Source organism: Thermosynechococcus sp. Uc (genome assembly GCF_029335995.1).
Lineage (GTDB): Bacteria > Cyanobacteriota > Cyanobacteriia > Thermosynechococcales > Thermosynechococcaceae > Thermosynechococcus.
The window spans coordinates 1-11358 of the sequence record NZ_JARJMS020000054.1 but is presented as its reverse complement, the minus strand read 5'-3'; the positions used below and the strand labels follow the sequence as shown (position 1 = coordinate 11358).

General features: G+C 50.9%; 11 protein-coding genes. 5 read left to right on the top strand and 6 right to left on the bottom strand.

The features are described from left to right. Positions 1 to 128: 128 nt before the first annotated feature. Positions 129 to 1112, bottom strand: coding sequence for an AEC family transporter (locus P3X23_RS06315; protein ID WP_300874322.1), 984 nt, complete (start codon positions 1110 to 1112; stop codon positions 129 to 131). 68 nt (positions 1113 to 1180) lie between these two features. On the opposite strand from P3X23_RS06315, the gene P3X23_RS06310 reads away from it, so the two are divergent. Then, complete coding sequence (locus P3X23_RS06310) at positions 1181 to 2341, top strand: MFS transporter (RefSeq protein WP_367186539.1); 1161 nt, start codon at positions 1181 to 1183, stop codon at positions 2339 to 2341. Here the strand turns inward: P3X23_RS06310 and P3X23_RS06305 are convergent. Next, on the bottom strand, positions 2313 to 4139 hold the full coding sequence (locus tag P3X23_RS06305) for an ABC transporter ATP-binding protein (protein ID WP_300874317.1): 1827 nt from the start codon (positions 4137 to 4139) through the stop codon (positions 2313 to 2315). The genes P3X23_RS06310 and P3X23_RS06305 overlap by 29 nt on opposite strands. Before the next feature lie 416 nt (positions 4140 to 4555). On the opposite strand from P3X23_RS06305, the gene P3X23_RS06300 reads away from it, so the two are divergent. Further along, positions 4556 to 6016: a hypothetical protein gene (locus P3X23_RS06300; RefSeq protein ID WP_300874315.1), complete on the top strand. Its 1461-nt coding sequence runs from the start codon at positions 4556 to 4558 to the stop codon at positions 6014 to 6016. A gap of 2 nt (positions 6017 to 6018) precedes the next feature. Here the strand turns inward: P3X23_RS06300 and P3X23_RS06295 are convergent, their stop codons facing one another. Next, positions 6019 to 6579 (bottom strand): hypothetical protein, encoded by a 561-nt coding sequence (locus tag P3X23_RS06295; RefSeq protein ID WP_300874314.1) that lies wholly within the window; start codon positions 6577 to 6579, stop codon positions 6019 to 6021. 12 nt (positions 6580 to 6591) lie between these two features. Beyond that, positions 6592 to 7185 (bottom strand): DJ-1/PfpI family protein, encoded by a 594-nt coding sequence (locus P3X23_RS06290; RefSeq protein ID WP_300874313.1) that lies wholly within the window; start codon positions 7183 to 7185, stop codon positions 6592 to 6594. 96 nt (positions 7186 to 7281) lie between these two features. Here P3X23_RS06290 and cobM point away from each other — a divergent pair, with 96 nt between their 5' ends. Both cobM and yidD read left to right on the top strand, forming a co-directional pair. Continuing rightward, the gene (gene cobM / locus P3X23_RS06285) at positions 7282 to 8067 is read left to right on the top strand and encodes a precorrin-4 C(11)-methyltransferase (RefSeq protein ID WP_300874310.1); all 786 of its coding nucleotides are present in this window, start codon (positions 7282 to 7284) and stop codon (positions 8065 to 8067) included. A 47-nt stretch (positions 8068 to 8114) separates the two neighbouring features. Beyond that, a complete protein-coding gene (yidD, locus tag P3X23_RS06280) occupies positions 8115 to 8366 on the top strand; it encodes a membrane protein insertion efficiency factor YidD (RefSeq protein ID WP_300874307.1) in 252 nt (83 codons plus the stop codon). Positions 8367 to 8378: 12 nt separating this feature from the next. Here yidD and pseC read toward each other — a convergent pair whose 3' ends face one another. Together pseC and pseB are read right to left on the bottom strand one after the other, a co-directional pair. Continuing rightward, complete coding sequence (gene pseC / locus P3X23_RS06275; protein WP_300874304.1) at positions 8379 to 9542, bottom strand: UDP-4-amino-4,6-dideoxy-N-acetyl-beta-L-altrosamine transaminase; 1164 nt, start codon at positions 9540 to 9542, stop codon at positions 8379 to 8381. Next, positions 9543 to 10571, bottom strand: coding sequence for a UDP-N-acetylglucosamine 4,6-dehydratase (inverting) (pseB, locus tag P3X23_RS06270; RefSeq protein ID WP_300874301.1), 1029 nt, complete (start codon positions 10569 to 10571; stop codon positions 9543 to 9545). A gap of 574 nt (positions 10572 to 11145) precedes the next feature. Between pseB and P3X23_RS06265 the strand changes: the two genes are divergently transcribed. Beyond that, a partial coding sequence (locus tag P3X23_RS06265) for a hypothetical protein (protein WP_300874299.1) occupies positions 11146 to 11358 on the top strand: 213 nt, incomplete at its 3' end.

The window sequence follows — 11358 nt, the reverse complement described above, 5'->3', positions numbered from 1 at the left end:
AAATTGGGAACACGGGGGGGAGGAGGACTTTGGGGATTTGTCATGGGACAACTCGTGACAGAGCTAGGAATAGATGCAGTACTTTTTAGTGTGCCACCGTTTTTGGAAAACGATAGCAATCGTTAGCGTTATGTTAAAACTTGACGGCACAGCCAAACCCACAGGGGCAAGACCCCGACAAAACTTAGGGTACTCAGGGCAATCGCTGCTGGAGGGATTTCAGTATTGAGTTCATATTCCTCCGCTAAAATCAAAGCCGCAAAAGCTGTCGGCGTACTGGCCATAATCGCGATCGCCAGCAACGTATCACCCCGCAAGCCTAAACCATAGGCGATCGCCATCATCGTGAGGGGCAACAACAGCGTTTTCACCAATATCGGCAGCAACGCTATGCGAAAGCTCTGCCAGCCGGGGAGGCAACTGAGGCGAATGCCCGTGAGGAGGAATGCCAAGGGAATCACCAAATGAATATCCATCTCACACAGAGTCTCGATTGCCTCAGGGAAGGAAAGATCATGGGTGGCAAAGCCCGCCACCGATGCCCAGAGGGTGGGTACCGTCGGAATTACGGCCAAAGCCCGCCACCACGGTTGATCGCTCCCCTTACCGTAATACTGACCAAGGAATGAACCCAAACCGTAAGTACCGAGGGCATTTTGAGTAATTGCGTAGAAAGTCGCCCAGGGCAATGCGGTGGCACTTAAAAGTGGAATCGAGACCCCCAAACCGACAAAGCCTGTGTTGCCAAGAATACTGGCAATTAAATAGCTTCCTTGAAAGCGCCGACTTTCCCCTTCGGGCACTGTACTGGTCAGGAAGGGGGGGGTGTATTGGAGCCACTGGGGCTGAAAGTAACGTTGCTGCCAGTCATATAAGCTCTGGGCAAGCACATACCCAACAATCAAAGCGGTAAAGGCCAATACCGGTGCCAACCAAATCAGCCCTGCAAAGTTGGTCTGCCGCACCAGTGTAAAAATCTGCACGGGCACCCCGACCCAATAGAGGCTGCGGCCTAACCACCGGGGAATCACTGCCGGTAACCAACGCCCACAGATAAAACCCAGACTTGTCCACATTACAAGGGGGCTGGCTGCGCTGAGTGCATCCACCATCGCGATTGCCCGTTAACGATTCCTCACCAATATACTGTGAACATTCTGACAAGGAGAAGTTAAGCGTGTTGAGCAAAAAAGGATCAGCCCTGAGTTTCGTAGTGCTATTGGGAGTCGTCTCCCTCTGTGCCGATGCCACCTATGAAGGCGCACGCAGTCTGACGGGGGTCTATTTAGGAGTCTTAGGTGCCAGTGGTACTGTCGTGGGCTTGGTGGCCGGTTTAGGGGAATTCATTGGCTATAGTCTGCGCTTGGTGATTGGCTATGTGAGCGATCGCACTCGTGCCTATTGGCGGATTACTACCCTTGGCTATGCTATCAATACCATTGCCGTTCCCCTCATGGCTCTAGCCCATCGTTGGGAAGTCCTCGCTAGTTTCATGATTGCCGAACGCACCGGCAAAGCCATTCGTACGCCCCCCCGCGATGTTTTGCTTTCCTATGGTGCCAGCCAAGTGGGCCGCGGCTTCGGGTTTGGTCTTCACGAGGCGATGGATCAAATAGGTGCCGTGGCTGGCCCCCTTATAGTCGCAGGTGTCTTTACCCTTACCCAGCACTATCAATGGAGTTTTGCTGTTCTTGCTCTGCCCGCCGTCATTGGACTCATTGCTTTACTGATCGCTCAACAGCGGTATCCAGAGCCACGGGAGTTTGAAACCGTGCCTGCAGACCTCAATACTAAGGGACTGCCTCAATTGTTTTGGATTTACCTGTTGGCAGTGGCCTGTCTGGGCGCGGGTTATGTGGATTTCCCTTTGATTGCGTTTCATTTACAGCAGGGAGACAGTCTGCAAACCGGTCAAATCCCGCTGCTTTATGCCTTAGCAATGGGAGTTGATGCCGTTGCGGCGCTGCTGTTTGGACACTTACTGGATCGCATCGGCATCATGGCCTTGATCCTAGCTGTCCTGCTCTCGGTTGGCTTTGCTCCCTTGATTTTTCTTAGTTCTGCGGTGATTTGGGGCATGGTGCTGTGGGGCGTTGGTATGGGTGCCCAAGAATCCATTGTGCGGGCAATTGTCGCCAATCTCGTCCCTCCGCAGCGGCGGGGGTCTGCCTATGGGATTTTCAGCACTGGCTATGGCTTAGCCTGGTTTCTGGGGAGCTTGCTCATGGGTGTACTCTACGATCGTTCCCTTGGTCTATTGGTATTGACATCGGTGGTGCTGCAACTGCTAGGGCTGTCGCTGTTGTGGTGGATTAAGCAAGGGGTGAGGCATCCTGCCTAGGGGCTTCTTCCTCTGTTAATGCCTGCAACCGATAGAGATGGGCATATACCCCATTGCGCGCCAAGAGTTCACTGTGGGTTCCCTGCTCCACCAGTTGTCCCCGCTTGAGCACAAAAATCCGATCTACATGGCGAATTGTCGCAAGGCGGTGGGCAATAATAATCGCCGTTCGATTCACCAAAAGGCGGTTTAAGGCCTCCTGAATCATGGCCTCTGTGCCCACATCTAAATTTGCCGTTGCCTCATCGAGAACCAAGATTTCGGGATTGCGAATGGCCACCCGTGCAAAGGCCAAAAGCTGCCGCTGACCGGCAGAGAGATTGGTGCCCCGCTGTCGCAAAGGGGTGTCATAGCCTTGGGGCAACTGCTCAATAAAGTCGGCAATGTTCATTTCTGCAGCCACCCGTTGAATTTCGTCAAGGCTGTAGTTGTCGCCGAGGGCAATGTTGCTTTTGACATCGCCAGAAAAGAGAAAGGCCTCCTGTAAGATCACGCCAATGTGCTGCCGTAGCTCTGCTTGGCTCAATTCGCGCACGTTGCGACCGGCAACGAGGACTTCACCGCGCGTCGGATCATAAAGGCGACAGAGCAAACGAATAATTGAGCTTTTGCCAGCACCTGTGGGGCCAACAATCGCTACCTTCTCACCTGCCTGAATCTGGAAGGAAAGTTGCTTAAGCACGTACTCATCGTCTTTGTAGGCCAGCCAAACATCGCGAAACTCAACGGCAACGGTGGTATTGTCTGTCCTAGGTAAGCGTAAGAAGGTGCGATCGGGATCCTGAATTTCAATCGGTTCTGAGAGCAAATCGTGGATGCGCTCAATCGCGGTTAAGCCTGCCTGCACTATTGTAAATTTCTCTGCCAACTGCCGCAGCGGATCAAACACCCGCTGGGAAAAGAGGATAAACGTGGCCAAGGTACCAAAGTCAATGGTGCGCTGCTCCACCAAAGCGCCACCGAGCCAGAGAACACCAGCGATCGCCACAAAAGCAATCCACTCCAAGGTTGCTGAGATCGCCGAATCATAGAAAATTGTCCGATCCACCTCCTTAATGTAGCGTTGATTACGTCGCCGAAACAGTTGGCTATTAAAGGCCTCACGACGAAATAATTGGACGACGGTAATGCCCACAATGTTTTCTTGAAGATCGGCATTCAGCAGCGATAGCTCTTCACGGGATTTGTAGTTGGCCACGCGATAGCGATGTTGAAAATAAATAATCAGGGCGGTGATCGGCAGAACCAAAGCCAGCAGCAGTGTCGCCAGCAAGTGGTCAATGAAAAACATCGTTAGGATGACCACCAGCATCGAGAAAACGTCACTGAGAACTCCCACAGCCCCTGTGGCAAAAACATCTCCCAGCGCATCCACATCACTGGTCAAGCGCGTAATCAGCTTACCGACGGGGGTGCGGTCAAAAAAACGCGATGACAGGCGTAGCACATGGTCAAATAAGTCGCGGCGAATATCGGCAGTAATGTTTTGGCCAATTTTTTGAATCCAGTACCCTTGCGCCGCCTGCACTCCAAAGCGGAGCACCACTGTTACCAGCAGCGCAATGCTCAATAGGTCAATTCCTTGGGTCAGGGTTAAGGCTTTCAAAAAGCTGTAGGTACTCTCTTCTCCTTTGAGAAAGGCGATCGCCTGACCAATAATGATCGGTTGCAATGCTGCCGCTGCCGCCAAGGGAATCAAGAGCAAGCCACTCCCCACCAGTCCCCAGCGATAGGGCTTGAGGTAAGGAATCAGTCGTTGCAAAAGTTGCCAATCTGTGGAGCGTGTTGCCGCTGTCATGGGCTGCTGAAAGGTGTGAACATCTTTTTCCCAGTCTAGTGGGTGCCTGTAATTATTTGTAACAATTTACACGTTTGTAGCAGTTGTCATCTAACCATCTCTTAGCTAGATTAGGGGTAATTCGGGCTATTCAATCCCCCGCATAGCCCCACTAAAATCCCCGAAAAGGTAAGTTACGCCGAAAGGGTAACGCACAAATCAAGGATCCTGTAGCCGCCGCTTCAGAAAAAGGTATGGATGTCCTTGATGCCGAAGGGATTTTTTCCAGGTTTCTCAACAACTCTGAACCTAGAGTTTAGATTCCCTTGTTTTTGATAGATAGGCTGGTCGAGCGATCGCCACTACTTCCCTGTCACTCCCTCAAAATCGCAGTAGGCTAGAACTAGCGGCATCCCATTTCATTCCATTTACGGTCTATGAGTGACTCCCGTTTGCTCGACATTGCGCGGCAGGGTGACCCCCGTGCTATTAGTACGCTGCTGAATGCGGTTCTTCTGCCAAAGCGGGTAAAGGCCACCGTGGTCCGTCAGGCCGAGGAGCTAATGATTACGCTGCATTCAGAAAAAATGCTTCACCAAGGCGCAGCTGTAACCCTGATCCGTACAGCCTTGGAAAAGTTGCACCTGCCAGAAATTCAACGAGTTTTCATTGAGTCACGGGTATTAGGTGTCCCCCTCTGGGAAAGCCATTTTTCATTGCAGGTCATACCCCCACCGGCTCAGACAAGGGTCGAAGATGAAGATCCATGGGGCACTGAAACAGCGCCCCCTGAACCGACGCCGTTGGATTTAACGTCTGCTTTTATTGCCTCTGAGGAGTCTTCAACATCTGAAAGTCAAGATGCCGTGGCGCGATCGCCCCAAGAAAATTTCACAGATGAAGTCCCAGAAATTGACCCTGAGGAGGACATCAGCTTGGCCGATTTGGCGGCTGCCTTTGACCCCAACCCACCCTCAGAATTACCAGATTCCAATAGTGAGGCATTCGGATCTGATCTGCCCTCCCCCCAAGGAGAAGGCATCGAATCCGATACACCAGAGGAATTCTCAGGGGAATTGCCAGTCCTAGCAGTTGCTGCTGAACCATTGTCCAGCCCAGTGGAAGAACTGCTTGACTCCATAGAAGAGAGTATTGCAACACCAGAAGCACAAGCAAGTTCTGCTCAGATCTCTGAACTTTCTGCAGCCAACCCAGAACAAGTCAGCGTTGAAGAATACGACTTCCCTCAACCAACAACTGAAGACATTACTTCCCTAGAAGTCCTAGAGCCTGAGATCAGTCCACCAACCGCCATGACTAGGGGGGTGACCGCTGAAGCTGAATCCTCGCCTGAGGGGGCGATCGCTCCCCCACCCATCGTTGAAGATCCTTGGGTCGTTGCAGACACTTTACTCACCACACCCACCGCTCCTCAGGAACCCGCTGCCCAAGCGCCAGAATCCACTGACTATCCTCCCCTCCGTGATCCTTGGTTAGAGACAGAACCTGTACCACAGGGTCAGACAGAGGAGGCACCGCAGACGACACCACCTCCTGAAGCCGCGCCAACCCCCTCTGAATCGGAAATTTACACCACGCTAACGATTGAAAAAGTCCCCCGCGATGATCAGTCAAAGGTGGCAGGTATTGCCGGCATAGTTATGGGGTTAGGCTTTTGTGCCACGGGGTTGGGAACCATTATTGGTCTGCCAATGATTGTGGGCAGTATGTGGATGCTAGGGGATGAAGAAGTGTGGAGTGGTGAGTGTCCGCATTGTCACCAGCCACTAAAAATTCCTGTGGGTAAGCTGTGGCGTTTTAGTTGTGAGAAGTGTCAAGGATTGATTGAAGTGAAACATGGCCGTTTCTATGCGCGGGCAACACCCCCTGCGCCCTAGCCTCAATCTAAATTGATCTGACCCCGTTGGCGACGAGCTTCAAGAGCTTGGGCAATTAAATCTAATAGTCCAGGTGCCTCTTCCTGAATCGTCAGCAGGAGACGTTCGCCCATGGCCAGATCCGCCTCTGGAGGGAGAAAGTCCTCTTGAACCAACTGCCGTAGTCGAGGCACCGTATTGTCAACGATTTCCACCAGTGCCCCCAAGCAGCGAAAAAACTGTCGTTCAGTGAGGGTACTGTCCTCAATTGGAAATTCAATCATCGCCCGCACTTCACCTTCGTTGGGATTGTACTCCCACTGCAACATTTTTGTCTGCCACGAAACGCATAGCAGTGTTTGTAAAATAGCATCACGAAAGCGGTGGGTTTTAATCCCCGGCAAGAGATTGGGGGCATAGAGCTTAAAAAACTCGCCCCCCTCATCTAGCTCAATGATGATGATAAATCGCTCAAGGTGATCGCCATTGACGCCTGTAATGATTTGGTGGTTGGCAAGATTCAACCGATAGTTTAATTGGTGGCGTTCGAGGTATTGGGCAATTTGGCTGAGGGCGATCGCCATGCTACCGCTATCCTAAACCGTTACCTGATGGCTAATTTGAGTTCCTAAAACTTCCAAAAATGCCGCCAACCACCGCGGATGCGCAGGCCAAGCTGGCGCCGTTACAAGATTTCCATCCACCACGACCGCATCCACCGCCACACTGGTAAAGTTGCCCCCCGCACTCACCACCTCAGGACCACAGGCTGGATAGGCCGTACAGGTTTTACCCGCCAGCACACCCGCCGCCGCCAGCAGTTGGAGACCGTGGCAAATGGCTGCAATGGGTTTTTGAGCTTGGCCAAAGTGCTTAGTAATTTCAAGTACCCGTGGATTGAGACGCAAATACTCTGGGGCACGCCCCCCCGGCACCACTAAGGCATCATAGGTACTGGGGTCAATTTCTGCAAAGGTGGCATTGAGGGTAAAGTTGTGTCCCCGTTTTTCGCTATAAGTTTGATCTCCTTCAAAATCATGGACGGCTGTGCGAACACTGTCACCAGCAACTTTATCCGGACAGACGGCATGCACTGTGTGACCTACCATTTGCAGCGCTTGGAAAGGCACCATCACCTCGTAGTCTTCAACATAGTCACCCACGAGCATTAGAATGCGTTTGCCACTCATGATTCTTTGCCTCTTAAATTGACCTGTCTTGATCCTGACATAACGATGCCCCCTGCAAAAGTTACGCTGAAAAAGCGGATAGTCAGGTAAAGTCTAATGCTAGAACGCAAGACCACTGCTGGAGTTTACTTTGTCGGCGCTGGCCCTGGTGATCCAGAATTGCTCACCCTGAGGGGGCAGCGGCTCATTCAAGAAGCCGACGTGATTCTCTATGCCGATTCTCTGGTGCCGACTGGCATTTTGCAGTTTGCGCCGCCGAGTGCGACCTGTATTCCCACAGCCGCAATGACCTTAGAAGACATCATCCCGCTCATGGTTGAAGCGGTGCAGGCGGGTAAAAAAGTGGTGCGGCTGCAATCGGGCGATCCGAGCCTTTACAGTGCCATTCATGAGCAAATTGTCCGCCTTGCGGAAGTGGGTATCAGCGTTGAAGTCGTCCCCGGTATCAGTGCTTATCAATTGGCAGCTGCTCGCCTCAATGCTGAACTGACGCTGCCCGAATTGGTACAGACAATTATCCTCACCCGTGCCAGTGGTCGTACGCGAGTGCCCCCCACTGAAGAATTGGCCGGCTTAGCGGCACACAAAGCCAGTTTATGCCTTTACCTAAGCGCCAACTGTGTCCAGCGTGCGCAGCGCGACCTCCTTCAGTACTATCCCCCTGAGACCCTGGTTGCTGTAGGCTACCGCTTGGGATGGCCGGATGAGCAGTTATGGCTCGTTCCCTTGGCTGAAATGGCTGCATTTAGTCAGCAACAGCGATTGACACGCACCACTGTGTATCTCATCAGTCCTGCACTGGCAGTACAGCATCACAGCCGTGGCTCATTGCGCTCCTGTCTTTATAGTCCAGAGCACCATCACCTGTTTCGCCCCCATTAACCTGCTTATAATTTGCTTATAATTAGGGTACGTTGTTAGCAAAGGCTATGGGCAACTGGCTCAGTAAAGCATTGATCTTTTTAATTCGCACTTACCAGCGATGGATTTCACCCCTATTTTTGCCCACCTGTCGCTATACGCCCACCTGTTCAGCCTATGCCGTTGAGGCAATTGAGCGATTTGGGGCAGGAAAAGGAACCTACCTAGCGATTCGCCGTATCTTGCGCTGCCACCCCTTTGCCCCTGGGGGTTATGACCCTGTGCCAAATGCCCCTGGGAATTGCCATCTAGAGGAATAGGGATATTGAGTGCTAGGACAGAACTTGTTTGAGCGCTTGAATCACTTGATCCTGTTGGGCAAGGGTAAGTCCATAGTACAGGGGCAAGCTAATGGCCTCGCGGTAATAGGCTTCAGCGTTGGGAAAGTCGCCCCACTGAAAACCAAATTGCCGATAGTAGGGTTGAGTATGTACAGGGATATAGTGGAGATTAACCCCAATGCCAAGGGCACGAAGGGCTGCAAAGACTTCTCGATGAGACGTTTGAATCTGGTCTAACTTTAGGCGGATGATGTACAGATGCCAACTGGAGCGGGTATCGGGATGCTGAAAGGGGAGGGTGAGGGGCAACTCGGCAAGATGTTGATCATAGCGTTGGGCTAGAAAACGGCGCCGTTCCACAAATTCATCCAGACGTTGGAGTTGCCGCAGTCCAAGAGCGGCTTGGAGGTCAGTCATGCGGTAGTTAAAGCCCAGTTCTAGTTGCTGATAGTACCAAGGGCCGTGGGAATCCCCCACCATTTGCTGTGGATCACGGGTGATGCCGTGGCTGCGCAGACGAATGAGGCGATCATAGAGGTTCGGATCGTTTGTGAGAATAGCCCCCCCTTCACCGGTGGTAATGATCTTAACGGGATGAAAGCTAAAGACTGCCATCTTTGAAAATTCACAGCAACCAATGGGTCGGCCGCGGTACTGACCGCCAATGGCGTGGGAGGCATCCTCAATCAGGGTGAAACCATAGGTCTGCGCCAGGGCAGCAAGGGCAGCCATCTCACAGGACTGTCCTGCTAAATGCACAGGGATGACGATCTTAGGAAGAGTGCCCTGTTTTTCTGCGATTTCTAGTTTTGTGGCAAGGGCAGAAACACTGAGGTTGTAGGTGTGGGGGTCAATATCAACAAAGTCCACTGTGGCACCGCAGTAGAGGCCGCAGTTGGCAGAGGCAACAAAGGTAATTGGGGATGTCCACAGGCGATCGCCCCCCTTTAACCCTGCTGCTATACAGGCGAGGTGAAGGGCTGCTGTAGCACTACTAACCACAACGGCATACTGTGCACCACAATAACTGGCCAGTGCTGCTTCAAATTCGGGAATCTTGGGGCCTTGGGTCAGCCAATCCGATTGCAGCACATCAACCACTGCCGCAATATCCTCTGGAGTAATGTCTTGGCGACCGTAGGGAATGGTGATCATTTACCCTTTGCCTGGAATAAAGTTGGGGTCAACGTGCTGGCGAATAAGAGTGCGTAGCTCTTCTACCGTCAGAAAGCGATCGTTACTCCCTGAATTGTAGCTAAACCCCGGTTTGACCCCTGTTGCCCCTGTTTTGGCGCAATACTCATCAATTGTGTAGCGTCCTTGGGTAGGCAAAATGGCATAGTACTGGCCTAAGTCAACTGTGGTGTAAGAATCAGAGGTCGTAATCATCTCCTCATGAATTTTTTCTCCTGGGCGAATGCCGACGATCGCCCGCTCACAGTCAGGACAAATGGCTTCTGCGACATCCAGAATCCGGTAGGAGGGAATTTTAGGCACGAAAATTTCTCCCCCCCAACTGTGCTCCAGTGCCCAGAGTACCATTTCTACTCCCTCCTGGAGAGAGATATTAAAGCGCGTCATGGCTGGATCTGTAATTGGCAGGTAGCCCTCACAGCGTTTTTTCAGGAAAAAGGGAATCACTGACCCGCGCGACCCCATGACATTGCCATAGCGAACCACACTAAAGCGCAGATCACGGCCAGCAAAGTTATTGGCGGCAATGAAGAGTTTGTCGCTACAGAGCTTTGTTGCTCCGTAGAGGTTGATAGGGGCAGCCGCCTTGTCAGTAGAGAGGGCAACGACCTGTTTCACATTCGTGTCAAGGCAAGCTTGAATCACATTTTCAGCTCCCATTACGTTAGTGCGGATAAACTCAATGGGGTTATATTCCGCTGCCGGCACTTGTTTGAGAGCTGCTGCATGAACCACAATATCCACCTTATTGAGAGCACGACGCAGGCGATCGCGATCCCTGACATCGCCAATGAAGTAGCGAATCCCCGGATACTTCTCAGCTGGAAATTCCTGCGCCATCTCAAACTGCTTTAGCTCATCACGGCTAAAGATCACCAAGCGCCGAATATCCGGAAATCGCTGCAACACTTCCTTGACAAACGCACGGCCAAATGACCCAGTTCCCCCTGTTACCAGTACACTACTATCTTTTGTTAGTCCTTGAAACATTAGTTAGTCAGCCTAAATTGCTAGTGAAAGCTAGTTTGTAAAATAAACCAGAAAAATTCAGTATTATATTTTCAAAAAGTACTAGATTAAGCTTACTACATCTTTTAAGCCCTCTGTTAATTATTTTTTCAACTTTTAGTTCTCGTAAAAACATGTGACACACCTATACCATAAAACTCAAAAGTCTTCAATATTGCAACAAAACTTAATATTTTAACTAACAAGTTGCTCTGGCTACCAATCAAAACTCTAATGCATTATCAAACACCGCTAATTCAATGCTAGTGGCCAATATTACCACCTATCTAACGGCATCCTTCTTCTCCTTAATGCCTGAGTTCTCTGGCCGACTAAACAGCACTCTCATGCTGCTCAAATTGGGATCTAGGACATAGGTTAGCCAGAGTTAAAGGAGAAGTTAAGAGTCTAGGGCAGAATAGTCAAAAGAGCTGAGTCAGTTGAAAATAGACTTGACAATACCTGCAAAAAATACTACTATAAACAGGAAAGCTAGATAAAAGAGAAAAGCGACCTATTACTCTTTGGTTATCATGTCTACCAGTACGCTCCTGGAGTGTTTCCAATACGCACTCTGAAAGATTGCTCTACTACCCTAGAAACAATATGCAATGGGAAAGTAGAGCTACGAAGAGATCATTTCCTTCTCTACTTAAAGGCTTTAGAGAAAAACTGTATACAAGTCAACTGGTATGATTTAGAAAAAGATGATACAGCTAAAGAAAAATTTTTAGATTCTTTCCTGAGCTTCCTAAGTCAATTAGAGAGC

What these genes read in the sequence shown, in the direction of transcription:
- P3X23_RS06315 (WP_300874322.1), bottom strand. Translation starts at nt 1,112, where the DNA reads ATGGTGGATGCACTCAGCGCAGCCAGCCCCCTTGTAATGTGGACAAGT.
- yidD (WP_300874307.1), top strand. Translation starts at nt 8,115, where the DNA reads ATGGGCAACTGGCTCAGTAAAGCATTGATCTTTTTAATTCGCACTTAC.
- P3X23_RS06295 (WP_300874314.1), bottom strand. Translation starts at nt 6,579, where the DNA reads ATGGCGATCGCCCTCAGCCAAATTGCCCAATACCTCGAACGCCACCAA.
- P3X23_RS06300 (WP_300874315.1), top strand. Translation starts at nt 4,556, where the DNA reads ATGAGTGACTCCCGTTTGCTCGACATTGCGCGGCAGGGTGACCCCCGT.
- pseB (WP_300874301.1), bottom strand. Translation starts at nt 10,571, where the DNA reads ATGTTTCAAGGACTAACAAAAGATAGTAGTGTACTGGTAACAGGGGGA.
- P3X23_RS06305 (WP_300874317.1), bottom strand. Translation starts at nt 4,139, where the DNA reads ATGACAGCGGCAACACGCTCCACAGATTGGCAACTTTTGCAACGACTG.
- cobM (WP_300874310.1), top strand. Translation starts at nt 7,282, where the DNA reads ATGCTAGAACGCAAGACCACTGCTGGAGTTTACTTTGTCGGCGCTGGC.
- pseC (WP_300874304.1), bottom strand. Translation starts at nt 9,542, where the DNA reads ATGATCACCATTCCCTACGGTCGCCAAGACATTACTCCAGAGGATATT.
- P3X23_RS06290 (WP_300874313.1), bottom strand. Translation starts at nt 7,185, where the DNA reads ATGAGTGGCAAACGCATTCTAATGCTCGTGGGTGACTATGTTGAAGAC.